Genomic DNA, 25,971 nt, shown 5'->3' with positions numbered 1-25,971 from the left:
ATATTTGAAGCTTTGCGGTGTAATAAAAAATCAAACAATTCACCCCAAAATTCAATTATGAAAAGAATCGTAATTAGCACGCTTTCTCTTGCCATGCTGATGTTTGTTGCCTGTAAAAAGGACCCCGAAAAATCCAAAGACCTCTTTAACGGACCGGAAGTAAACATGGGAAACGGTAAGGCCTGGGCCTGGATAAAGCTGGATGCACAGCAGAAACCACAAGCGCTTGGTATTTCCATCACTCCTTCTGCATTGGTGAATCTTCCCCAGGGTGGAGAAGGCCATGCACATGAAAGTGCATTCACTTTGAAACTGCCTTCTCAAAAAGGCCTTACCCCCTTTGATCATGTTGTTGTGAACTGGAATCCTAATGGTCACGAGCCGTTGAATGTATATGGAGCGGCGCATTTTGATTTTCACTATTACATGGAACCTGAAGCTTATGTAGATGCGATCCCTACTTATGCGCAGGCCCCTGCGGATTTCGACAATGCTCCGGCTGCTGATTATTTTCACCCGGATTACTTTGCTCCTCCGGGTGGTGAGCCCAAAATGGGAAGGCACTGGGTGGATGTTACCTCTCCTGAGCTGAATCCTCAAAACCCGGCGCCGTTTACGGAAACCTTTATCGTGGGTAGTTTCAAAGGGAAGGTATTGTTCTATGAGCCGATGATCACCAAAACGTTCGTGGAAGCACAGAACAATTTCGAGAAGGCGATCAAGGTACCGGCTAAATTCCAAAAGGAAGGTTATTATCCTACCAAATACAGGATCTTCAAAACCGGTAAAACCATTGATATTATCCTGGAAGGATTTGTATTCCGTCAGAAATCATAAAATAAGAACGTACCATGCAACAATCCCGTTTTAACATTTTCAATCAGATCCACAAGGGCCTCAGGGCAATGCTGTATGATACTGCGCTCCGTATCCAGCAGACAGATTTTTCACAGGAAGAGCAGGTTGTTCCTACTATTCAGCAACTGGAGAAGGTATTGGCCTTTTTCGATAAACATGCAGATCACGAGGATGAGTATATCCTGCCGGCTATCCGTAAACATGCGCGGTTGCTGGTGGAGGAGCTGGAAAGTGAGCATGCAACAGATCGTTCCCTTTCTCTGAGCCTGGGGAAACATATCAGGGATTGGCTGATAGCGCAGGATGCAGACGCGAAAAGAAAAGCGGGATTGCATATGCTGTATGACTTCAATTCTTTCATTGCGTTCAATCTCTATCATATGAACAAGGAGGAGTTGTTGTTCAACCAGGTGTTGTGGGAACATTATACGGATGAAGAGATCTTCCGGATAGATCATGCGCTGGTTGCTTCTGTACCGCCAGATACCTTAATGGCTATGAGCCGTTGGATGATGCGCGGGATCAATAATGAAGAGGTTATCGGGTGGTTGAATGGTGTGAAGAATAATGCACCTGCTGAAGCGTTTGGTGTTTTTATGACGCTTGCGGAGGAGGAGTTGTCTCCGGAGAGATTGAAAGATGTGCAGGCTTCGTTAACGGAAGGTATTTTACTTGCTTAGTTCTTCGTTCTTTAATTAGCCCCAAAGAAAAAGGCCCATTCCTGCTTATGCGGGGATGGGTTGTTTTTTTTGTGCGAGGGGGGTTCTTTTATAATGTACTTTTTTGCAGGAGAAGAACTCTTACCTTCAAAAAAAAGAAACCCGCACCACTACTGTGGGGCGGGTTCTTTGGTTTTATCAGGAGGTGTATCAAATAATACACCTATTTCAGATCAACGGGAATGAAGATCAATGGTGTTGGCAAACAGGAGGCTCCGGGGGGTGAATAGGTTAAACGGATCGTTTGTTCTTCACCATTGGCTGCTGGTTTGAACACCTGGATAAGAATGGCTTCAGGAGCTGCTTTGGTTACCAGGCGATCGCTGGGGAGCTGGATGATGCCTTCTTTGAATTTACCTTCACTCACTACCATGGTATTGGCCATTCCGCCGCACCATTGGTTATTGCCGCTGCGGGAATTCCAGGTTACCAGGGCAAGGCCTTTACCACCTGTACTCTTCCACTTCATTTCAATATTATAGATCACACCATAGTTACCTGCCAATGTAGCAACACCAGGTGTGTTCTTTTCTTTCCCTAATACCCACGGATCATTATCTCCATCCGCTACGATGATCTCTTTCACCCCTTCTTTTGTATCGTACACACTGTCTGTGATAATCCGGTAATTACTTACTCCAAATACCCCACGGCCTGCACCACTATGCCCCTTTGGCGGAAGGATGGTTTTAATGCGGCTCAGTGCTTTAGGACCTGAAGTATTAAGGTCCGTCTGAATAATGCTGATCTCTCCGGGTTGATCTATGGTGAATTCATAGAAACCATGCACCAGCTCATCGTACTTCGCTATATACTTTTCCAGTTTTTCGTCGATGGCAATAGACTGGCCGGGCTTTACCGTGCGGATCAGGTTTTGGGGAGTGGAAGCAAAATAGTCTGCCAGCCCCTGTTTGCCGATCTGGTAATAATTGGTACTGGGTTTCTGGGAAGAGTATTTTAACATGCGGATGTGCATGTCTGCAGTCCCATTGTTCTTAATAACAGCCGTGATCCTGCGATCTATTTTGGCTGGTTCTTTTACACCATTCACATTATATACGTATAACCTCACCGCTCCCGGCTGTACAGGCTCCTGTAATGCAATGGCTTCCGGTACCCGGATGTATTCGGGGTCATCGGAGATCACATGTTGAGGGCCAGGCAGCACCACTTTCTGGTAGCCGATGTTCTGGATCTTCTCCGTCAGGAAATCCGGTAATTCTACAATACTGCCCTGGCGGGTCTTCAAAACAGCCTGTTGCAATTCGGGCTTCAATTCCTGCTGTGCCTGTGCCTGTAGGCCTAATGCAGCTATTGTACAGGTGAACAATAACGGCTTCCAGTTTGGTTGCTTCATATATCTATAAGTTTGGCTTATTTCAAATATTTATAAGAATGACCAAACTTAATAAAAGTTTTTATTAACTGCACTATGTTTTTAAAATAAATATTAAACATGACAATTCCCCGGGTACCGTAATCCAGGAAAAATCGTCCATCCCCTTGCGTCATTTCTCCATTTTCCTGCAGCTGTTTTCGGGGCAACTTTGTGTTATCAAAAACAAAAAACAATGACAACTTTTAAAGTTCCTGTTAGAGAAGAAGTATCCGCAAGCAGTCAGCAAAGCTTTGATACCCTCAAAAAAGTATTGGGCATGGTGCCTAACCTGTATGCCACCCTCGCCTATTCCGAAAATGGATTAAGCAGGTTCCTGGCTTTTCAGAATGCCCCTACTTCCCTTTCCAATAAAGAAAAAGAAGCCGTAAACCTTGCGGTGAGCCAGGTGAACGGTTGCCAATATTGCCTGAGCGCCCATACCATGCTGGGTAAGCTGAATGGTTTTTCGGAAGAAGAAATACTCCTGCTTCGCAAAGGCCAAAGTACTATCCCTAAAATGCATGCCCTGGTGCAACTGGCAAAGGACCTTACGGAAAATAAAGGCCATGCAGCACCCGCTAACCTGGAAGCATTCTTCGAAGCAGGTTACAACAAAGGAAACCTGGTAGACCTGCTCCTTTTGATTGCTGACAAAACAGCCCTTAACTACCTCCATAATCTTACGGAAGTACCTATCGACTTCCCTCCTGCTCCTGAATTAAACTAAAAATACCACCATATGATCAAACCTCCTTTTACTTACGAAACCGCCCTGCAGAAGGTACAACTGGCAGAAGATGCCTGGAACAGCAAAGATCCTGAAAAGGTAAGTCTTGCTTATTCTTTAGATACGGAATGGCGCAACAGAACGGAATTCATCAACGGACGCTCAGCGGTAAAGGCTTTCCTGCAAAAGAAATGGGAAAAGGAACTGGACTACCGCCTGAAGAAAGAACTCTGGGGATTCCGGGAAAACAGGATGGCCGTTCGTTTTGAATATGAATGGCACGATAACGCCGGGCAATGGTTCCGCAGTTATGGCAACGAGCTATGGGAATTTGATGAAGAAGGATTAATGCGCAAACGTTTTGCCAGTATCAATGATCTTGCGATCTCAGCGGAGGAACGAAAGTTTAAATAACGTAATATTGCCATGATGCCCGCACATACTTATACGCTAATCAATCAGCTATCGAAGCACCTGGCTTTTAAAGTGGTCAGGCTGGAAGACAGTCCTCATTTGCAGGAACTCCAGAGGATGAGCTATTACAGCATGATCCTGATCACGGAAGGGGAAGCGAAGTTACACGCAGAATTGTCCAGCTATGATGTGAAGGAAAATGCGTTGATCTGCCTGGCGCTTTATCAACCCTTTCAGTTGGAAATGAAGGATTGTAAAGGATTCCTTATCCATTTTCACCCGGATTTCTTCTGTATCTACAAACATCATAATGAAGTAGCTTGTAATGGCATATTGTTCAATAATATCTACCAGCCACCTTTTCATCACCTGGAGCCGGCTGACACGGCCAAACTGCTGCTGATCATTGAGCAGATGCGGGAGGAGTTGAAAGAAGAAGCATTGGCGCAGCATGAATTACTCTCCTCCTACCTGAAGATCTTCCTGATCACGGCTTCCCGTTCAAGGCTTCAGTATACAGGTGATGCAAGGGAGCAGGCGGAACTTCCGGAAGGGCCATTTGTATTGCAGAAGTTAAAGGATGCTATCGAAGCGAATTTTAAGGAGAAACATTCGGCGAGTGATTATGCAGATCTATTGAATATCTCTGCCAAGGCGCTGGCCAAGATCACTAAAACACATTTCAATAAAACATTGACGAGTATGATCTCTGAACGGATCATCAGTGAGGCTAAGCGGGAGCTGTATCTCACATCCAAACCGGTGAAGGCGATTGCGTTTGAATTGGGGTTTGATGATGAATATTATTTCTCGAGGTTTTTTAAGAACAATGTGAATGTGTCTCCACAGATCTATAGGAGCCAGGTGGGGTTTGCGCGGGCTGAGGGAGGATTGAACTAGTTTTTTGGCAGGAACCTTGCCGCGCAGCAGAGGGCGGAGTTTTTTTCCTTTGATTGTTCTTCTTGTTGCGGGGAAGCCTTGTTTAGAGGAATACTATATTTTGCATCCGACTGGAACCCTGCCGCGCAGCAGAGGGCGGAGTTTTTTTTTCTTTATTGTTTTATAAAAACAAAAGGCTGACCAAATGGTCAGCCTTTTGTTTTCTATTTCTTAAACTGTGTTCTCACAATATCAAGGTATAACTCACCATAACTTTTAGCCGGCTCAATCTGCAGATCTTCATCCCATTTATTGAATGAATCTATCAGGATCAGTTTATTGGTAGTACTGGCATTCATCTTCGCTACATTACACATCTTTTTGAACATCGCGCCATTATCCTTTCTTTCTACATTAGGATTGAGACTGGTGGGAGCAGTGATCAGCCAGTTATAAGCAGGGAACACATTCGCCACATAATCTACGTTCCAGTTATCCTTGTAATACTTTTTGGAATACTTCCAGTTCTCATTGATCATCTGCGGCAACAGGTAGAACCTGTCGAATCCATCAGGACGGAAGTTCTGGTGGTAGATAGCATCCACACATTCCTGGTAACGGAAAAAGTAACGGGCCGGAGGCGTCCACCTGTCCTGCATGCCTACAATGTACACATCAAAACCTTTGGCTTTAATGCGTGCACGGAGAGCAGCATAAACGGATTTATTATTATCAGAAAATAAATTCTGGGCGTTGGTGATGTAGAGCAGTTTCTTACCATCTACTTCCATGTATTTCGGACTACTGAAGAGGTAAGTTAACCTTTCAAAATCCTGCATGAACTGTTCCAGCTTCAGGGCATCCTTTTCCAGTGGCGCCGTGGCGCTGATACCATATGTTCCGTTATTGAGGTTATAGGTAACGGCAAACTTTACATTGGAGGCAGCTGAATTATCCAGGTAAGACTTAATGATGGTGGAATCCCTTTTGAAGGCACCATTATCCCTGAGTGCAGAACGGGCAGAGAACAGGAAATAATCGATCCCTGCTTTGGTGGCATATTCCAGGTGTTTGGTCATAATAGCGGGTTGTACCACACCATTGGGCATGGTATACTTCCCCACCACCGGCTCTTCTTTAATATTGGCATTGAAACTACCCAGTTCATAATAGAAAGCGCCTACCACGTAGTTCTCTGTAACCGGCACTTCCGGGATCTCGTAATTCATGAAATGATCTTCAGCTTTAGGGCCATCATCTTTACTACAGGCTGCCAGGGAGATCATTGCGGCATATATCAATAGCTTCTTCATCATTCAGTTATTTATAAGTTCTGATAAGGGTATAAGCAATCCCATTGTTCTGCAGGGATTGAATAGTGGTACCATACCAATGTTGTACGAATCCAAAATTCAACACAGCAGTTTGGGTATTCCAGTCTTTATTGGGTAATGGTTGCAGGAAGCTCAGGTTTACATAAGGACTTCTTTCATCCCCACCCAGCTTAGCTACGGCATCATTATAACCAGGCGTGTTATAGTTCTGCACGGTAGTGGGATATACCCACCTGTTCGGCAACAAAGAGAAAGTAGCATTGATATACTGGTTAGCAGGATTGGTATGCGGAGGAAGTTCCAGCACCCGTGTTCTTCTTTCCAGGCACCAGGTATCAAACCCGCCGTCCGGGTAATAGTTGATCCATTGCTGCAGCCAGATCTTAAACAGATCATCTTGCGGAACATTGGTATTCACCAGGCCCAGGTAGTTATAATATCCTGTGGCAGATGTACCGAACTTCACACCATTCTGATTTTTATAATTGGTGGCCGCTGTACCTGTGATGCCCCAGTTTGCAAAGTTGGCATCTATACCGGCATTATAATATTGCTCTGCTGTTTGCGCTCCACCCAGCCCCAATTTTGCTGCTTCTGCTTTCATGAACATAGTCTCTGCATATGAAAGATGGATGAAAGGTTTTTCTGCAGTGAACAGGAATGTTTTTTTAGGATCAGAATAGGTAAGGATATTCAGCCCTCCTACCGGATCACTGGTTAAACCCCATCCTGGCAATAGCCGGGGAGCTTTGGGATAACCGAAATAAGGGATCCTGTAAGTGACGATGCGGAGGGAATCGTCCAAAGTACTGGTAAGCGTATCCTGCAACAGGTAACGGTTGATGGCGGGTACGGAATCGTAGTAGGCAACTAGACGCGGATCGTTGTATGATCTGAACCAGGTGAAGATATAGTCACTCATTTTGGGAGCGATATCCTGCGTAAATGAATTGCGCACATACCGGATGTAGTAAGGGCTCTGGTTACCGTCTATGTTCTCATATCCCATCTTTGCCGTTTCAGTTTCTGTGCTGATGGTATTGGCTTCCGCCTGCATTACTTCTGTGATGTGCGTGCGGGCAACGGCTCCCAGGTTCTTCTGGCAGCGCAGTGCGATCTTCAAACGAAGTGTGAACGCAAATTTTTTCCATTTAGCCAGGTCGCCGGCATATAATACATCATAGCTGAGCTTATCTTTCGTCACATCTATCTTATCTCCGGCGTCCTTCAGCATGGTGAGGATGGCGGTATACACTACATCTTCATCATCAAACAGGATAGATGAACCGGCTTCCGGTTTTAATGCGTTCTGCATGGGGATAGGCCCATAGGTACCTACCAGGATAGAATATACATAAGCCTGCCAGATACGTCCTATCTGTACTTTATTGCTAAACCCTTCTGTAGTACTGTATTTTTTATCCAGCTGATTGAGGTTACCCAGTATTTCCACATAGGATTGTTCCCAAAAACCATCGCTGCCTACACCATAACGGGAAGAACCTCCTCCTATACACAAAAGATGTGAAGAGGTCCAGTGATAATCCATGTTGGCATTCGCCAGCAGATCGCTGGTCCTTTTGATTGAGCCGGCAATGATCGCTTCCGGTGTAGCATTTTCAAACTGGTTCGGATTAATATTTGTTTTGTTAAAGGACTTTGTACAGGAAAAGCCCGTTAACATGATGACAAGCAGATAACACAGATTTTTCATGTTCCGATTTTTAGAAATTAAACTTCAGGTCCACACCGTAAGTAGCGTAAGGGAAAGATCCTCCCTGCTCAATACCCTGTGCATTGCCGGTAGTATTGGCAGCTTCAGGATCAATACCTCTTGGCGTATGTTTCATGATGGTCCAGAGGTTCCTTCCCACCACTGCTACTCTTGCCCCTCTGATGAATTTGTTACGGAACCAGTTGGCATTTAAATTATACCCCATCACTACTTCACTCAGGCGGATATTGGAGGCGTCGAAGAGGTTATTCCCCATATCGTTATCCATATTCTGCCAATAGGCTTGCGGCGACTGCCAGGATTCATTGGGTTTGAGGGCAATATACCTTCCGTCTTTACCTATCACGGGAGCACCTTGTGCATTCAGCACAGGATTATAACCCGGGTATTTGATCCCTTTGGGCCTGTTCTTATCCTGGTAGGCGTTGCCAAACAAACCGATACCATTCTGTTCATCTCCTGATTCTCCTAAGATGAGACTGCTGTAGTAAAAATCTTCCCTGCCCAGTAAACTTTGAATGGTGTTACCGGTAACATTGGCTTTGTGATTAGATACGGAATAGATATCTCCTCCCCATTTCACTGTTACCAGTAAGCTGAGGTCAAATCCTTTATACCTGAAGGTATTGCCGATAGATCCTATCCAGTCCGGCCGGAAGTTGCCGAGATAACCATTGGGTTCAAAGTAAGGGCGTCCGGTTGAAGCATTGATCATCATCGTATCACCGGAATAGTAAGCAGAATTTCCTCTCAATACACCATAAGGTTTACCTACCTCAGCGTTGGAGGTCATCACATACCAGCTGCCTAAGGTGTAACGGCTCACGCCCGGTGTGAGGGATACTACCAGGTTCTTATTCTTAGACCAGTTCAGCAATACGTCCCAGGTAAACTTTTTTGATTTGATGGGTGTGCCTTTGATAGATAATTCCACGCCGGTATTCTGGATCTCTCCTGCATTTACGATCTCTTCCGTGAAACCTGTTTCGCGGGCAACCTGCGCACGCATGATCTGATCTACGGTATTTGATCTGTAAACAGAGGTAGAGATATTGATGCGGTCTTTGAAGAAAGAGAGGTCCATCCCTATTTCCCGGGAAGTGGTCTGTTCCGGTTTCAGGTTCGGGTTCTTACGCAGGTTTTCAAAATCCAGCCATGGGTTGCCGAGGAATAAACCGCCGTAGGCAAACATGGATTGCAGGGAGTAAGCACCTGCGTCATTACCAACTTTTGCCCAGGAGGCACGCAGTTTACCATAATTGATAATGTTCTGGTCTTCCGGCAGGAATTGTGTGAATACGAAACTACCACTTACAGAAGGATAAAAGAAAGAGCGGTTATTTTCCGGTAAGGTAGAAGACCAGTCGTTACGGCCGGTGACATCCATAAACAGGAAATCGCGGAAGCCCAGGGTGGCAGAACCGTAAACCGAGTTTGTTTTATTACGTACCAGGTTTTCGCTGGCTGTGGGGTAGGCGTTACTGTTAGAGATGCTGGGCATGTCGTGGTTGAGGAGAGAAGAAACGGCCTGCTGGCGGAATAACTGGTTGCCTTGCATGAAGTTGGTACCCAGGTTGGCATTCAGGCTGAACTCCTTTCCAAACTTCTTTGTATACATAAACATGCCTTCCATGTTCCAGTTCTGGTTCTGTTGTGTGAACTGGGAATAAGCACCCAGTTTACTCTGGCGGGAACCGGGTTCTCTGTATACAAAACCACTCCCAAAGGTGAGGTCTGTAGAGATCTGTCCGCGGAACTTCAGTCCTTCCAGAATATCTACAGTGAGGGTAGTACCTCCTATGACACGATGTTTGATATCTTCATTCTCATTTTCATAGATGGCCCAATAGGGATTTTCATATCCATCTCCCTGGGCACCGTAAGAAAAAGCATTACCGGAAGCATCTCTCCATGGTGTCAGTGCTTTTTCATCTATGCTGCGCAACATGTAGATGTAGGCATTCATGGGACTTTGGGGGTCCATGTTACGGAATGTGCGGTTCTTTACTTTATCCAATGTGTACAGCAAACGGGCATCCAGGTTTACTTTTTTACCGAGCCGGCGGCTGCTGTTGAGATTAAAGTTGTGTTTTTTCCGCATGTTCTGTTTTGCCAGCACATCATTCCCATCTGTATAAGTGTAAGAAGCGCGGAAGTTGGAGCGCTCGTCAGATTTACCCACGGATACATTGGTGATATTGGTAAAGCTGCTTTGATACAGGTCTTTGATATTATTCGGCTGCGGGTAGAATCCATGTGGTTTACCGTCATATCCGTTATAAGGCTGGCCTAACATGGGGGCTCCCCAGCTACGGGTATTTGTTCCCATGTTGATGGCATTGGTTCCCGGGATAATGCTGTTGGTGTTCTGCACCGTGCGGAATGCATTTCCTTCTCCGTACACATTCTGATATGCAGGATATTCAGAAATGGTGTACCACATCATGTTCTGGTTTACGCTTACGCCCAGGGACCCATCTTCCTTACTTTTTCCTTTTTTGGTGGTAATGAGGATGGCGCCGTTCGCAGCTTTGGAACCATAGAGTGCGGCGGCATTCGGACCTTTCAGTACTTCAATGTTGGCAATGTCGTCCGGGTTGAGGTCTGCGGCGCCGTTCCCATAATCCAGGTTGTTACGGCCATCGCCCATGGAGTTGTCGATGGGCACACCATCTACTACCCAGAGGGGTTGGTTGTTACCGGTAATGGAGTTGTCGCCACGGATCACGATCCTTACAGAACCGGTTGGCTGGCCGGTGGTGGTTACCTGCATACCGGCTACTTTTCCGGCGAGTGCGCTGGCAATGTTCACATCGCGGGCTTCCGTTAAACGTTCCGGATCGATAGATTGCTGTGAATAACCGATGGTTTTGCTTTGGCGGGATAAGCCCAATGCAGAAACCACTTCCACATCTTTCAGTTTCACGGCATTCCGTAGAAGGGAAAAGTTCAGGGTACCGCCGGTGGCGATAGATTCTCTGGAGAAGTACCCGGTGTAGCTGGCCACGAGGATACTTTTTGCAAGGTCAGGGACCTGGATCGTATAGGACCCGTCGTCTGAAGAAAGTACACCGGTGCCGGTACCTTTAATGTACACAGCCGCACCCGGGAGTGGTTGATTGTTCTCGTCCAATACTTTTCCTTTCACGGTTGCTTTCTGGGCAAATGCGAAGGCAGGAAATAGGAGGAACGACAAATAAATGGTAAGATTCCGGGATAAGGATCTCTTTTTCATCGTGGAAGCGTTTCGTGGAAAAATAGTATGCTGCAAAGTAACAGGCACGGGCTTAATAGGGGGTTTAATAAAGGATTAACCCCAAATTAATTTCCTGAATACTAACTAATTAATGCATTAATGGAGGATCTCAGAAAAGCTTTGCGGGAAGTCTTCATCGTACATATGCCGGTAGTCTTTAGCAAATTTCTCATAGGTATTCCTGGCAATGGAGTGGCGGCCAAGGGCATTTAAGGTTTTACATTTCATTTGCAGGGCCTGTTCATTCACCTGGTCGAAATTGAAAATGGCATTGGCGATCTCGATCAGTAATTCTGCATCGGCGGGGGTGGTTAAGGTGGAACCGGCATATATTAATACATCCAGTACTTTACCGGAGATGTCTGACTTGATATCATCCAGCCAGGTATATTCCGTTTGGTGCAGGAAAGCTCCCCTGCTCACAATCTGCAGGAGCTGCCGGATCTGGTCTTTATTGATCCCTTCCCTGTTACGCACCAGTTCATAAAAGATGGCAAGGTCTATATAGATCTCTTCCGGTGGATACTGGAACACCCATTTGCCGGACTCTTTTTTAAAGGAACAATTGCCCAGCTTCCCTAAAATGGTTTTGAGCTTGAGCATATTCACAGACCGGTTATTCTTTGCATCCTTGTCTGATTTATCATTCCATAGTATCTCGTTAAGGTTTTCCACGGAAATACCATGTCCGTATTTAACGGAATAGATCATTATTAATAAGAACAGCTCCTTTAATAATGGTGTGAACTGGCGGGTGATGTCCACTCCTTCCGCATCCGTTACACTGAAGTTGCCGAAGAGGAAAACAGAAGGACGTTCTTTGTGCTTTACTACTTTCTCCGGCTCAGGAAGTGTTGCTTTTACCCTTCTCTTCCTTTCTCTTTTTCTAAAGGAGAGCCAGAGTGCGAATGCCAGTAATAATAAACCCACCGGGTAATACCACCAGTTCACTTTCACAGCTGCATTGGAATGGGCGGGTATTGTCAATGCATTGGGAGGGAAAGCGATCGTGTAGATCTTTACGTCAGTCGTTTTATTATCGTCGGTGAGTAAAGTGACTGCTACCAGTTTCTTACTGTTTGCACAATAGTAGAGATCTGCGTAAGAGCGGTTGTCTTTAAAAGCATAGGGAATGGTATCGCCCAGTGCCTGGTATTGGTTATGTTTCAGGGAGCCTCTGATCAATTGTAGTCTTGAATCGAAACGGTCTTTCGGGAAAGTGAGTGCATAATAGTTTTCATCGATAATGACCATTGAGTTCGCAAACACGAATGCGTCCTTCGGCGGGTCCAGTGCGAAGATCTTTTTGATGGTATTGGCTTTGGGATCAAAGCGCAGCAGGTCGTACAGGTATTTTGGATTGAGGATCTGTTCGCCTGTGGTGCTTCCGTAACCACCTAATATATATACATCGTCTCCCTTTGTTCCTAATGCAGCCAGGTACCTTGGCGTATAGGGATCACCTTTTACCTGTACGCTATCCCATTTATGGGAAATGAAGTTATAGGTGTGGACCTTGTTCTTATAAGTAAGCTGGCCGTATCCGCCTAAGATATACAACCTGCCCTGTGCAGGGAAATAGAACTTATTGGCATGCCAGTATTCCGTTACATCTGCTGAAGGGAAAGGTTGTTCCCAGGTTTGCTGGTCTTCCCGGAATGGGGTGGCCCATTGTTTATCAAGATAAAAATTATAGAGCTGATGGGTTTCAGGTTGTACAAAAGACAAACTGCCTCTCAGCAGGAAATGCTCCGGTGAAAGGATGGCCGTTGTTTGCATGGTGCCGTTCTTTACCGGGAAGCGGTAAATAGAATCCTTTGCGGTGATCACTACTTCTTCCCGGGCAGCATCAAAAGCCACGGCGGCATTACCTTTTACGGTCCTGTTATATACAGATTGCCATTGCTGATAGAGGGGAGTGATCCAGATGGGATTGGTGACATTGGCTTTTTTGTCCCGCAGGCTATCGATGGAAACGTAACCTTTGGTTTCCCGCAGGGGCCAGAAATACTTCGTTTCCTGGTCTATAGCGATACTGATATTCCGGACCTGCATGGGGGGCAGGTCAGTAGATTTGAATTCGGGTTCATTACAGGCGCCGAAAACAATGCGAAAACAATCGTCCTTCAGTTCTACCTTGGCCTTGCTGACCAGTTTGCCGTTCACCTGAAAAGAGATCTCCCCTTTGTTCACCCGTAATTTAAAACTATGCCACTGGTCCGCCAGGCTGGCACTGTCTATTTTAAAACCGATACCCGTCATGGATTCTCCGAAAACCACATTGAAACCACCCTCTCTTGGACTGTAAAGGAGGTCAATATTCTGGTGACGGGCATTGATCAGCCGGAAAACATAGCCAAAGTAGGCGGGATGTTCAGGGAGGAAAGAGAGATCGAAAGCCAGTTCAAAATCTTCCCCCAGGCATTGGGGAGTTCCAGCGCCAAGGTCCAGTGAAGTCCTTTTTTCCTGCACTACTTCAAATGAAGAAAATATCAACCCATGGGATTGCGCATAAGAAGCTTTGACGAAAAGCAGGCTGAAAACAACTAGAAGAAGTCCTTTTACTACAGATTTCATGACGTTGGAACAAAGTGCGGTGGAGAACTTTGTTCAGTGGTTGATAATGGATTTTTATGGCAGAAAGATAAATGTTTTTTTAATAATGGCATAGATACATCTGAAACTAAACATTATTAATTATCTTTATGTAATAAACAGTAGAAATCGTACCTTATTCTATGAAGCCTCTTGTGTTAGCTGCGATTGTAGCTATATCCATTTTATTTGCTTTCCCGGCAAGAGGTCAGCTCGTTCCTGCAACTCAACCCAAGGATCAGGAAACGAAATACCTGATGAAAGAGGGGACCTACCTGGGATTCCGGCAGGTGAACCTGAGCATGGGGGAAATAGGCTTTGAGATAACGATCTCCAGTAATATCAAAGGGAAGGCAGCCCCTACCCTGGAATTCAGGATAGATAAACCGAAGGGGAAAAAGATAGGCTCCCTTAAGATCCCGGACACGGCAGATACCACTTTTAATATAAAATTAACCGGCCAGTTAAAGAATGCCATGGGGGTGCATGATCTCTTCCTGGTGGCCAGGGGCAGTGGGGAATTCAATATTTTCGGGTTTGCATTCATACGGAATTACTGAGGTTAGCGGGTATTCCGGAATTTCAGGGTTTTATGAGCTTCGGGGCTAATGTTTCCGGGAATTTTAGCATCAGGGATTTACTGAATTGGCCTTATATTTCGGAAATTTTATCATGATGAAGCTTATTTTCCTGTGGGCTATTTTAGTTGTTCTGACATTTTCCGCTCATGCACAAAAAGCAGGCAATCCGGTGTTTCCGGGCTGGTATGCAGATCCTGAGGGAATTATATTCAATAAACAATACTGGATCTACCCTACTTTCTCTGCTCCCTATAACAAACAGGTGTTTTTTGACGCTTTCTCCTCTCCGGACCTGGTGAAATGGACGAAACACAGCCGCATCCTGGACACCAGTGCCATCAAATGGGCAAAACGGGCTATGTGGGCTCCTTCCATCATAGAAAAAGATAAAAAATACTACCTCTTCTTTGGGGCGAACGATATCCAGAAAGATTCTGAGCTGGGGGGTATAGGCGTTGCCGTAGCAGATAAACCAGAGGGGCCTTATAAAGACCACCTGGGCAAACCGTTAGTGGATAAATTCCATAACAAGGCCCAGCCAATTGATCAGTTTGTATTCCATGATAAAGACGGGCAGTATTACCTGATCTATGGTGGCTGGCGGCATTGTAATATTGCTAAGCTGAACAAGGATTTCACCGGATTCATTCCTTTTGAGGATGGCAGTGTATTTAAAGAGATCACGCCTGATAAATATGTGGAAGGGCCATTTATGTTCATCAAAGACGGCAGGTATTATTTCATGTGGTCAGAAGGGGGATGGACGGGACCCGATTACAGTGTGGCCTATGCCATTGCTGATTCTCCGCTGGGGCCTTTCAAAAGGGTTGATAAGATCCTGCAGCAGGATTCAACCATTGCAAACGGGGCAGGGCATCATTCCGTGATCCATGTTGCTAAAAACAACAGTTGGTATATTGTGTATCACAGGAGGCCTTTAACGGAAAAGGGGGTACGGGATTCAAGGGAGACGTGTATAGAGCAGATGTATTTTGATGAGCGGGGATTTATTAAACCTGTGGTGATCACTAAGGAGGGGGTGGATAGGAACCGTTTGAAATAAAAGTGACCGGCAATTACAGCCAGCCACCATTTTCGGAGGGAAGAGCAAAAACTTTACCTGGCTATAGCACAGTGTAATACTTCATCTTTCCAGTATATTTTTACATCGCCTAAAGTATTCAACTGGTCGATGAATAGTTGCAGCGGTTGGTAACGAAGCATTTTACCGCGGAAATGTTGTTGACCGGCGGCAGGTTCATCCATTACCATTGTTACATCAAAGTAACGTTTGATCATGTCTGCAATTTCTAACATGTTGGCGTCCTGGAAGTAATGGAGTCCCTGGCGCCATCCGAGTGTGATCTTATTATCAAAGTCAGCCACCGTCATGTTACCATCAGTGGCAATTACTTCTTTACCTGGTTTTAATTCAATGCGTTTATTCTCCACCGTTACAGCTACTTTACCTTGTACGAGGGAAGTGATCACGGTTCCTTTTGTATAGCTATTCAGGTTAAATTCAGTTCCGAGTACATTCACGGCGGCATTGCCAACGTGTACAATGAATGGTTTACCGGCGTCCGGTGCTACTTTGAAATAAGCTTCACCGTCCACATAAACCTCCCTGGATTCCCCGAAAGTGAATGGGAAGCGCATTTGGGTGGTGCTGTTCAGCCACACGGTTGTACCATCTGATAGTTCTACTTTATAATCCAGCTTAGCGGGTACCCGGAGCGTATTCCAGCTATTGGCTTCAGTTCCTTCAGGATTAAAGCGCAGTACCCTGTTATTATTATTGAGTTGTGTATTACCGGCGGTAATACTTTGCTGGCCGGAGTTGTTCAGCCGGATCACCTGTCCGTTTGCGAGTTGCAGAGTAAGGGCATTGGGGTCTATGGAAACTGGTTGCTCTTTACCAGGGAAGCCAAGGATGCCAACGGTGGCAATAATACCAATAACGGCAGCTGCGCTGATCCAGCGCATTCTAACAACGCGTCTTCTTCTGCGGATTGCCTGGTATTTTTCGTTGATCTGTAATTCAGCATTTTCGAGGTCTACTCTGTTGATCAGATCCAAAGCTTTGTCTTTCGTGCGACGTGCCTGCACATCCAGCTGCATTTCTCTTGCCTCCTGATTGGTGGCAAGGATCTGTTCCAGTTGTGCATCCTCCTCTTCAGAGATTAAGCCGTAGTGCTTTCTGATGAGCAGGTCAAGTATTTCGCTTTTGTCCATATGACCGGGTTATTCCGTTATAAGATCAATATTAACAAATGGAGGGTGAAAGTTTTTATTTAAATTTTGGGGCCGGTGGCTTGATTAACATTTTTTTGGCTGTTCCATTCAGGGATCTGCGACAAAAAATAACCATCTGAGGGTGAATGATCTTCAAGATTTCTCGCTACAGGGCTGAACTTTTCGAATATTTTCAATGTTGTACAGGCTATGAGAACAGCAACTAATTTTTGAAGGCTAATGTTAACGACCTTTTAACAGCTACGCTGTTTCTTTTGAAGGATGATTTATGTAACATTACACCTGGCATGCAATTTATAGTAGACAGAAACCATTTTAGTTTTTACTTTCTTTCGCATTAACCATAATTTCTCCAGCTGTGCTTAACTCAAACCATTAAAATTTCGATCCCGGCACCTATATTTTACTGCCGAAGTACTACTGACTAAATGATCTTGACTTAGCACATGGACGACATCTTAATTGTACAGGAGTTACATAATAAGAACATCAAAGCATTTACCTGGATGTATGAGAAGTACTACAAAGTACTGCTGGCGCATGCGGATTATTTGCTAAAGGATGACGTGGAGGCTGAGGAAGCTGTACAGGATGTATTCTGCAAACTATTAGATTTCAAGAACTGGGGGCAGGTAAAAAACCTTCGTTCTTATTTATATAAGATACTTCATAATTATTGCCTTAGTAAACTGAGTGCCGAAAAAAGAGCGCACGAAAAGATGATGAATTTTTCCCGGGTGATGTTATCAGACACCTGGGAGGCACCAGACCTTCATGATGCAAAACAGGCAGACAAAAAATTACAGCATTTATTATCACATCTGAGTCCTCAAAGGTTGAGGGCATTTCACCTTGTATACCAGGAAGGTTTATCATATGAGGCTGCGGCAGATTCATTAGGCATCAGCAAGAATAGTATAAAGACGCATATTAAGCTTGGGCTTAGGGTACTGCGAAGCTTTGGGCCGTTCTTGTTTATAGTATTATTTTATCTAGCATAACAATTGCCCGTTTTAGACTTCCATCTAACTGTGATGTATATACGTCGCAATAACCTGTTTGTTGTATATTTAAATGTAACCCTCTAGAGTGGCCTATTTCAAAGGAAAAATATTTTTGAAAAAAGTTTGTTTGGAGTTCACCCCAACACCCCCCTTTCTTCCTCTTCTACAAAATACTCTAAAAGTGCTTGGCAAATTTAATATCAGTTATTGGGAATCTAGTAAATCAAAATCAACCAGAATGAACAGAAAGAATCGCTTTGTTTGCTTTAGCAGCAAATGGCTACTCGGGGTTTTGCTTACGTTTAGTATCAGCGTGAAAGCTGTTGTTTTACAGGATAGCGCTCTTATTACGATCAATGCAAACAATATTCCAATTGAACAGGTGTTCAGGAGTATTGAATCCCAGACCAATTACAGTGTGTTCTACAACACCAAAGTAATTGATCCGAAAGAGAAAGTTTCGGTGAATGTATCCCGTGAGAGATTAACGGAAGCGATGGATAAGGTTTTGAAAGGGAGGAATTTGAAATGGGTGATCAAGGGGAAAGGGATCATTATTATGGAGAAGAATGCGGCTGTGCCTGCGGGTACCACTCCTGTACAAGCTGCTGAGCGTGTAGGCGCTACAGATAGTTTGCCGAGGGTGACGGTTTCGGGGACGGTTACTTCTGATGAGGGGTTTCCTTTGCCGGGTGCTACGGTGATTGTGAATGGGGGGAAGATTGGGACTACGACGGATGGGCAGGGAAGATTCAGCATGGGGAATGTTCCCGATCGTCAGACGGTAACGATTCGTTATACCGGGTATCAACCGCAGGATTATGTTATCAGGGGATCTGAGAGATTGGTTGTGCAGTTGAAGAGAGCAGTGGATCGTTTAGACGAGACTGTTATTATGGGGTATGGGACGACTACGAGGAGGTATAATACAGGCTCGATCTCTAAAATTCCCGGAGAGGATATCAGGAAACAACCGGTGACAAACCCAATGACTGCTTTGCAGGGGAGAGCACCGGGATTGTTTATTACACAAACAACCGGTTTACCGGGAAGCCCTGTTCTGGTTCAAATCAGAGGAAGAAACTCTATTACAGCAGGTAATGAGCCTTTATACATAATAGACGGCGTACCTTTTCCCGGAAGGCCAATAAATGAAAACAATAGCTCTGGTGGTGCAAACGGATTTGTGAGTCCTTTTAATACCATTAACTCATCGGATATAGAAAGTGTTGAGATACTTAAAGATGCAGATGCTACCGCCATCTATGGATCAAGAGCTGCCAATGGCGTGATCCTGATCACTACTACAAGAGGTAAACAGGGTAAGGCAAAACTTCATGTAAACGTATATAGTGGAGCCGGTAAGGTAACCAATATGCTTAAAATGCTGAACACACAGCAATACCTCGAAATACGGAGAGAAGCATTCAAAAATGATAACGTAAGCCCTACAATAGCTGCGGATCCTGATTTAATGGTGTGGGACCAAAATGCTTATACCGACTGGCAAAAGTTCTACATCGGTGGTACAGCTAAAATGACAGACGCACAAGTGTCAATTTCTTCCGGATCAGAGACAACACGTTTTTTGCTTGGAGGAAATTTTCATCGTGAAACAACTGTATACCCAGGCGACTTCGGGTATTATCGCGGAGGAGGACATTTCAATATTGATCATACATCTACTGACAAAAAACTAGGTATCACTTTCACCGGTAACTATACAACTGACAACAACAAGACCACTACACAGGACTTCACGAATTTATACAATCTCGCTCCCAATATGCCTGTATATGACAAGGCCGGGAACCTGGATTGGACTTTAGGTTATAATCCAATTGCTGCGCTAAGGCTGAAAGCAAAAAGTCAAACTTCCAATCTCATATTTAATTCAACCATTAAATATGAGATCATGAAGCAACTTAAATTCAAGGTCAACCTCGGATTTAATGATATAAGAATGGAGCAGAATAAGCTTTTCCCTAAATCAGCCAACCCTCCTACTACCACTTCATTAAGCTCAGCATGGTTTGGGAACAGTCGCTTAAACTCATATATTATAGAACCCACTCTTGACTACACTAGGGAATTGTTCAATGGAAAGCTCACTGCATTATTGGGCGGAACATGGCAATATCAAAGAAGCAAGTATTCCGATATACAAGGTCAAAACTATGCAAATGAATCCCTTTTAGAAAGCCTAGCTGCAGCAGGAACAATTGGTTCCAAATTCTACACCGATAGAAAATATAAGTATGCATCTGGATTTGGAAGGCTTAATTATATCTATGCTGACAAATATATAGTGAATGCTTCTTTCAGGCGTGATGGTTCCTCCCGTTTTGGACCTAACAAAAGATTTGGTGATTTCTATGGTATAAGCGGGGCTTGGCTATTCTCTAACGAAAACTTCATACGTGATAATATTAGCTTCCTCAGTTTCGGAAAGCTGAGAGGTAGTTATGGATCAGTTGGCAGTGATAGAATTTCTGACTACCAATACCTCTCTACGTATACATCTTCTTCCTTCAGCTATGCAGGAAACCCGGGACTAACGCCCTCAAGGATAGCGAATTCAAGCTTCAGCTGGGAAGTCACTAAAAAGTTGGAATTTTCATTGGAATTAGGTCTTTTGAAAGACAGAATATTCCTATCCAGCACCTGGTATAAAAATGAGAGCGGAAATCAACTAATAAATTATGCTTTGCCGGTTATGACAGGAGCACAATTTTACAATGCTAACTTCCCTGCTCTTGTTGTGAATAAAGGGCTTGAGTTTGAGCTAAATACAACAAACATAAAGACCAAAAATTTCACTTGGTCTAGTGCTATCAACTTAACAATACCCAAAAACGAACTTGCCAAGTTTCCAACTTTACAATCCTCCTCCTACGCTTCTCAGTTTACACTGGGTAAATCCTTAACACTACAAAAAGGAATGGCATACGGAGGCATTGATCCTCAAACCGGAGCACCCATTATTCTGGACATTGATAAAAATGGAACAATTGGTAACTTTCCCGGGGATTATATAGACATGGGAAACCTGGACCAAAAATATTATGGCGGCTTTAGCAACAGTTTTACTTATGCTAATTTCACGCTGGACTTTCTCTTTCAATTTGTAAAGAAAGACGGTTATACCATCGGATTCTCGCATGGCACTCTGGCCAACCAAAGAATAGAAGTAATGAACCGTTGGACAAAACCAGGAGACATTACCAATATACCAGCTGCAAGTGCAACCGCAGGGAAAGATGTATTTAATTTAACAAATGCTTATTTACCGTATAGTAATTATTACCTCGAAGATGCCAGTTACATCAGGCTAAAAAACCTTTCTCTCTCATATGATCTCAATATAAAATCAATTAAGTCGAGGATCTATGTTCAGGGACAGAATTTATTAACCATTACAGATTTTTCAGGGCTTGACCCGGAAACAAACAGCTCAGTGGGGTCCATGGGTTTACCTCCATTGAAAATGTTAACTGCAGGAATACAGCTGTCTTTATAACTCTAATTAAACCTCGACTTATGCAAAAGATCTTATCCAACATAATAGTAATACTGGGAATAACATTAGGCATTTCAGGCTGTTCAAAACTAATAGATGTAGATAATCCCTCTACAGAGATTGTTACACTGGTTGTATTCCAGGATTCTACTACGGCATATGCTGCACTTAATGGCATATATACTTCCCTGTCCGGCACCCTGGCCAGTACACTTATGATACAAACAACATTAACAGGAGGTCTGACAGCCGATGAACTTACCTCTTTTAACAGCAGCGATGCTATATACTATAATAATGCAATCGTTGCAACTGATCTTAGGTTCGTTCTTGGATTATGGCAATATTCGTATAATATTATCTACCAGTCCAATTTGTTAATAGAAGGGACTACAAACTCAGATAATCTGCCAGTACGTGTAAAGAATGAAATCATCGGGCAGAGTAAATTCTTCAGGGCTTTTTTCCACTTTTATCTGCTCAATTATTATGGCGCCATCCCCTTAGTTACATCTACAGATGTATATAAAAACGCCGTTTTATCCAGATCTGAAACCGGGAAAGTATATGAACAGATCATTGCAGATCTGAAAGATGCGGCAGACAAACTCAGTAATTCTCCCACTGCGACAAAAAACAGGGTAACCAAGTATGCAGTTTCAGCCTTACTGGCAAGAGTTTACCTCTATCAGAAGAACTGGGACCTCGCAATTGCTGAATGTGACAAAGTATTAAGCTCAAACCTGTTTACGCCCTTATCCACTCCTGCTACAACATTTCAGGCAAACAATAAAGAAACCATTTTTGAGATACAAACGCAAAATGGTTTTACTGCACTGGGAACTAATTTCGTTCCAGCTGCCACCACACCTTCTTATGTACTCATAGATGATATGGCAACTTCGTTTGAAACAGGTGATCTGAGAAAAACGAACTGGACCAATCCTATAACATATAGCGGTAAAAACTATTTATATCCTTTTAAGTATAAAAAAAGAGTAACCACAACAGGTGCTGCAGCAGAAAACGCTGTATTGTTAAGAAGCGCAGAGCTATTCCTCATCCGTTCCGAATGTTATGTACACAAAAATAGTTTTGATAACGCTAATACTGACCTTTCCACCATCAGACAAAGAGCCGGATTAATACCCATACCAGGGCCTTTAACCGAACCGCTCCTTTTACAGAGCATAGCGAAAGAAAGGCGTTCTGAACTATTTGCAGAATGGAGCCATCGATGGTTTGATCTAAAAAGGACCAACGCTGCGGATTCTGTCCTGACCAAACTAAAAAAAGATCTTTGGAATTCAACAGATGCATTATATCCCATCCCGCAGAACGAAAGGAATAAAAACCCGAATCTTTCGCAAAACACGGGATATAATTAATAACGCTCAGTTCATTTTGTATTTGATAATTGAATCAGGATATACGGAGATCAATTCTGCGTCTTTCAACAACAAGCTCTTTACTTTATTGTTATGGCAATCAGGCAACATATAGCTGTAAAGATATTTACCAGACTGTACCTGGTAAACGTCAATAGTTGTAGAAGATGAGAATTGATCTTTCGGCTGATTATCAGCAGCGAGATTAGAAAGAAGGTGCATTTTACCATCATTAATCACAGCATCCCTGTTAATAATGTTAGCCGGGCTATAATTGGTAATACCAACTTTTTTCTCTGACTTAACACTTTTTGTATACAGCTTTGATAAGCTGGTAGTATCAATTGTCCGGTACCTTATTGCTTTAGAAAAGGTAGTATCCATTACAAAAAAGGAGTTATGATAGTAATTCATATATACAATAGTTCCTGAATCTCTGTCCATTACTAATAATCCATCATTTGCAAATGGATTATTCTTATATGATTCGATATCAAGTTCTTTCATCTTTATTTGTTCATCTAAAGCGGAATCCACTTTAATCTTTACAAATGTTACACCTTCCATTAGTTTCTTAAAATCTCTGATAACAAAAATGCTTTCTGTTAATGCTATTATTCTTGAAAACTGCTGCTTAATTAATACTCTCTTTAGCAGTTTTCCATCATAATCAAACACTGAAACGGCATTTTCGTTGATGGCGTATGAATAGATAAAATTTGAATCAAGGGCATAAGAGACTGGCGGGGCTTCGTTCTTTTCAAGAATAACTTTCTTAGGGTCTTTCAGGTCCAGATCAGTTGAAACAAGGTAGCCTGCACCGGGTGATACAAAATACAGCCGTGCGCCATGGATACCAATAACCTTTTGAACCTTAAATTCATTGGCTATTGCATGATCATTTTTAACATATCTATCTGAAAAAACCCTGTCAAATCCATTTCTCCCCTTATTCGCTATATCAGCCGTTTGATATAAGTATAAAAAACATAGGATAGTAACAAGAACAATTGAAGACAGTATTAAAATAATTTTTTTCATTATCCAAATATTATAAAGTTAAAACTTAATTCATGGTAAAGATCTTCTGGAAAGTGCTCCTTTTTCTTGCGTTTACAGCAAGTGGAGTAAAAGCGCAAGGCACGTATGAAACTGGCGATATCTTTAATGAAAAAATAATTGGTCCTGTAGTCAATTACCATAAGGATAGTTTAAGTTTTTCCGAACATAAGGGGAAAATGCTGCTAATTGATTTCTGGGCTACCTGGTGCGGTCCTTGTATAGCTGAATTCCCCAAACTTGATAGTTTGCAAAAGAAATACGAAGGCGATCTTCAAATAATTCTGGTCACCAATGAGCCCAGAGAAAAGATCGAAACTTTCTTCAAGAATAACAAAACCACCAAAAACATCTCTCTCCCATCCATTGTTGAAGACAACCGTCTTAGTAAAATGTTCAAACATGCCATGATACCGCATGAGATATGGATTAATGATAAAGATTCGATCATTGCGATCACAGACAATACAGCAGTTACTACCGCCAATATTGAAAAATTCCTTAAAGGGGATAAATTCAGTTTTAAGACCAAAAAGGATAACCTGGATTACGACGGTAAAAAACCTTATTTGATCAATAACAATGGAGGCGGAGACCAAAAAATATTCTTCAATTCTGTTCTTGCTGGCAGAAATGAATCCTTATCCAGTTTTATGTCAGTCAAAAAAGATAATTCTGGGGCTATCAATGGTTTTACCGCTATGAATGTAGATCTTCTTAAAATGTTAATTGTTGCATATGGAAAGCTTGAATTTAAGCCTACTATTTTCAATCGCATCTTTTTAAATGTAAAAGATTCTTCACTTTTGGATATTGGCCAAATGCAAGAGAAGAAATTATTCTGTTATGATCTAACCCTCCCATCATTTATCCAAAATAGGGATAGCATTTTCCAAATAATGCAGCAGGACCTTCGCAGAGCGTTCCCTTTTTACGGGAAAGTTGAAAAGAGAAATATTGATTGCTGGGTTTTGCACAGAACTTCGTCTAAAGATAAAATAAAATCGAAAGGGGGGGAACCACTTGTAAATATCGTATCATCAGGAAAACGTCAATTAATTAACAGCCCAATAAGTATTTTAATAAGTACACTTAATTCATTTTCACCTCGTGGCGTTCTTTATTTAGTTGACCAAACTAACTATTCTGATAATGTTGATATTGACTTGGGAAATGAACCACTTGTTACTCAAACAACTATGAACATTTCCACCATTCAAACACAACTAAAAAAATATGACTTAGATCTGGTTAAAAAGAAAGCTTTAGTTGATGTACTGGTAATATATCAGGATTAAATAAAAATAGCAGGAAGACCTATTAAAGGTCTTCCTGCCAATGTTAACTAAAGAGCCCTAAGAGCGATAACTTCTTTGTCTCCAGTTTCATTCTGAATGTAATAGCAATCAGTTTCAGAACCAACGCATCTTTGGTCGATCAAAACTTGACTTGGAGGAAGGGTAGTTTTATCGAAAGATTGAGTTGCAGGATTCCAGAGGAAGTGACCAGCTTGAGTGGCAGAACCAGCGAAAGCTGCACCTATTGCGAAGATGGCTACAACGGCAGACAATGTTACTTTTTTCATAAAATAGTTTTATAAAAATAAATAAAGAGCTTACTCTATTTTACAGGTTTTCAGCTACCCCTGTTATACGCGCATATAATAAATTGACTAATATTAAATTGGGGCTTTGTAGACCCTATGTCAAAGAGCTTGCAATATTTCTTACTCAGATGTTGGGTCTAAAACGAATGACTTCCTTTATTGTGCCTGTTTCGTCCAATCCATAATAACAATCGAGATCATCAGCAACGCAATTTTGGTCTATCCAATCTTGACTAGGCGGCTGGCTTAACTTTGTAAAACTCTGGGTTGAATGATTCCATATATAGTATCCAGCCTGAGCTACTGAACCAGCGAAAGCAGAGCATATTGCAAAAAATGCGGCAAGAACTGACAATGTTATTTTTTTCATATGACCATTTTAATAAGCTAAAGATCTCTAAATCTAACACACGTTTTAACGGATCCTGTTTCATCAAGGATGTAATAACAATCATAACTACTCCCCCAACACATTACATCAATTTTTTCCTGAAGAGGTGGGTAGTGATACCAGACATAATGCTGAGTATTGGCATCCCACAAATAGTATCCCTGCCACCGCACTGCATTTGCAAAAGCTGCCCCTATGGACAAAAAGACTACAATGGCGGATAGAATAACTCTTCTCATAAAATGTACTTTAATAATAAGCAAGTCTCACC

General features: G+C 43.0%; 20 protein-coding genes. 11 read left to right on the top strand and 9 right to left on the bottom strand.

Translation table 11 applies throughout. The features are described from left to right. Positions 1-57 precede the first annotated feature (57 nt). Positions 58-837: a DUF5602 domain-containing protein gene (locus BUR42_RS01475; protein WP_143197297.1), complete on the top strand. Its 780-nt coding sequence runs from the start codon at positions 58-60 to the stop codon at positions 835-837. Positions 838-851: 14 nt separating this feature from the next. Next, positions 852-1,538 (top strand): hemerythrin domain-containing protein, encoded by a 687-nt coding sequence (locus tag BUR42_RS01470; RefSeq protein ID WP_074237399.1) that lies wholly within the window; start codon positions 852-854, stop codon positions 1,536-1,538. A 202-nt stretch (positions 1,539-1,740) separates the two neighbouring features. Here the strand turns inward: BUR42_RS01470 and BUR42_RS01465 are convergent, their stop codons facing one another. Continuing rightward, on the bottom strand, positions 1,741-2,934 hold the full coding sequence (locus tag BUR42_RS01465; RefSeq protein WP_074237398.1) for a copper amine oxidase: 1,194 nt from the start codon (positions 2,932-2,934) through the stop codon (positions 1,741-1,743). Positions 2,935-3,148: 214 nt separating this feature from the next. Between BUR42_RS01465 and BUR42_RS01455 the strand changes: the two genes are divergently transcribed. The 3 genes from BUR42_RS01455 to BUR42_RS01445 are packed head-to-tail and all read left to right on the top strand — an operon-like array spanning position 3,149 to position 4,996. Beyond that, entirely contained in the window at positions 3,149-3,682 is a 534-nt protein-coding gene (locus BUR42_RS01455) for a carboxymuconolactone decarboxylase family protein (RefSeq protein ID WP_074237396.1), read from the top strand. 12 nt (positions 3,683-3,694) lie between these two features. Next, a complete protein-coding gene (locus tag BUR42_RS01450) occupies positions 3,695-4,096 on the top strand; it encodes a nuclear transport factor 2 family protein (protein WP_074237395.1) in 402 nt (133 codons plus the stop codon). Positions 4,097-4,108: 12 nt separating this feature from the next. After that, entirely contained in the window at positions 4,109-4,996 is an 888-nt protein-coding gene (locus BUR42_RS01445; protein ID WP_074237394.1) for a helix-turn-helix domain-containing protein, read from the top strand. A gap of 203 nt (positions 4,997-5,199) precedes the next feature. Here BUR42_RS01445 and BUR42_RS01440 read toward each other — a convergent pair whose 3' ends face one another. From BUR42_RS01440 to BUR42_RS01425, 4 genes are all read right to left on the bottom strand, one after another. Then, entirely contained in the window at positions 5,200-6,288 is a 1,089-nt protein-coding gene (locus BUR42_RS01440; protein ID WP_143197296.1) for a glycoside hydrolase family 99-like domain-containing protein, read from the bottom strand. Positions 6,289-6,295: 7 nt separating this feature from the next. Further along, the gene (locus BUR42_RS01435) at positions 6,296-8,023 is read right to left on the bottom strand and encodes a SusD/RagB family nutrient-binding outer membrane lipoprotein (RefSeq protein WP_074237392.1); all 1,728 of its coding nucleotides are present in this window, start codon (positions 8,021-8,023) and stop codon (positions 6,296-6,298) included. Positions 8,024-8,033: 10 nt separating this feature from the next. Beyond that, positions 8,034-11,279 (bottom strand): SusC/RagA family TonB-linked outer membrane protein, encoded by a 3,246-nt coding sequence (locus BUR42_RS01430; protein WP_074237391.1) that lies wholly within the window; start codon positions 11,277-11,279, stop codon positions 8,034-8,036. A 117-nt stretch (positions 11,280-11,396) separates the two neighbouring features. Next, the gene (locus BUR42_RS01425) at positions 11,397-13,877 is read right to left on the bottom strand and encodes a Kelch repeat-containing protein (protein WP_074237390.1); all 2,481 of its coding nucleotides are present in this window, start codon (positions 13,875-13,877) and stop codon (positions 11,397-11,399) included. A 161-nt stretch (positions 13,878-14,038) separates the two neighbouring features. On the opposite strand from BUR42_RS01425, the gene BUR42_RS01420 reads away from it, so the two are divergent. Both BUR42_RS01420 and BUR42_RS01415 read left to right on the top strand, forming a co-directional pair. Further along, the gene (locus BUR42_RS01420) at positions 14,039-14,455 is read left to right on the top strand and encodes a carbohydrate-binding protein (RefSeq protein WP_074237389.1); all 417 of its coding nucleotides are present in this window, start codon (positions 14,039-14,041) and stop codon (positions 14,453-14,455) included. A gap of 112 nt (positions 14,456-14,567) precedes the next feature. Continuing rightward, positions 14,568-15,539: a glycoside hydrolase family 43 protein gene (locus BUR42_RS01415; protein ID WP_200798197.1), complete on the top strand. Its 972-nt coding sequence runs from the start codon at positions 14,568-14,570 to the stop codon at positions 15,537-15,539. 53 nt (positions 15,540-15,592) lie between these two features. On the opposite strand, the gene BUR42_RS01410 is transcribed toward BUR42_RS01415, so the two are convergent. Beyond that, complete coding sequence (locus BUR42_RS01410) at positions 15,593-16,711, bottom strand: FecR family protein (RefSeq protein WP_074237388.1); 1,119 nt, start codon at positions 16,709-16,711, stop codon at positions 15,593-15,595. A 467-nt stretch (positions 16,712-17,178) separates the two neighbouring features. On the opposite strand from BUR42_RS01410, the gene BUR42_RS01405 reads away from it, so the two are divergent. The 3 genes from BUR42_RS01405 to BUR42_RS01390 all read left to right on the top strand — a co-directional run bounded on the left by BUR42_RS01405 (position 17,179) and on the right by BUR42_RS01390 (position 22,644). Next, on the top strand, positions 17,179-17,733 hold the full coding sequence (locus tag BUR42_RS01405; RefSeq protein WP_074237387.1) for an RNA polymerase sigma factor: 555 nt from the start codon (positions 17,179-17,181) through the stop codon (positions 17,731-17,733). 88 nt (positions 17,734-17,821) lie between these two features. Next, entirely contained in the window at positions 17,822-21,256 is a 3,435-nt protein-coding gene (locus BUR42_RS01395; protein WP_084185271.1) for a SusC/RagA family TonB-linked outer membrane protein, read from the top strand. A gap of 20 nt (positions 21,257-21,276) precedes the next feature. After that, positions 21,277-22,644, top strand: a complete 1,368-nt coding sequence (locus BUR42_RS01390; protein WP_074237386.1) for a RagB/SusD family nutrient uptake outer membrane protein — start codon at positions 21,277-21,279, stop codon at positions 22,642-22,644. Between the two features lie 6 nt (positions 22,645-22,650). On the opposite strand, the gene BUR42_RS01385 is transcribed toward BUR42_RS01390, so the two are convergent. Continuing rightward, the gene (locus tag BUR42_RS01385) at positions 22,651-23,685 is read right to left on the bottom strand and encodes a hypothetical protein (RefSeq protein WP_074237385.1); all 1,035 of its coding nucleotides are present in this window, start codon (positions 23,683-23,685) and stop codon (positions 22,651-22,653) included. Between the two features lie 32 nt (positions 23,686-23,717). On the opposite strand from BUR42_RS01385, the gene BUR42_RS01380 reads away from it, so the two are divergent. Beyond that, the gene (locus tag BUR42_RS01380) at positions 23,718-25,001 is read left to right on the top strand and encodes a TlpA family protein disulfide reductase (RefSeq protein ID WP_074237384.1); all 1,284 of its coding nucleotides are present in this window, start codon (positions 23,718-23,720) and stop codon (positions 24,999-25,001) included. Between the two features lie 47 nt (positions 25,002-25,048). On the opposite strand, the gene BUR42_RS01375 is transcribed toward BUR42_RS01380, so the two are convergent. Further along, a complete protein-coding gene (locus BUR42_RS01375) occupies positions 25,049-25,288 on the bottom strand; it encodes a DUF6520 family protein (RefSeq protein ID WP_074237383.1) in 240 nt (79 codons plus the stop codon). Between the two features lie 145 nt (positions 25,289-25,433). After that, a complete protein-coding gene (locus BUR42_RS01370) occupies positions 25,434-25,679 on the bottom strand; it encodes a DUF6520 family protein (RefSeq protein WP_074237382.1) in 246 nt (81 codons plus the stop codon). Positions 25,680-25,971: the final 292 nt, after the last annotated feature.

Origin of the sequence: Chitinophaga niabensis (genome assembly GCF_900129465.1) — a bacterium.
Lineage (GTDB): Bacteria > Bacteroidota > Bacteroidia > Chitinophagales > Chitinophagaceae > Chitinophaga > Chitinophaga niabensis.
The sequence above is the reverse complement of the archived record's forward strand: the minus strand, read 5'-3'. Positions and strand labels throughout refer to the sequence as shown.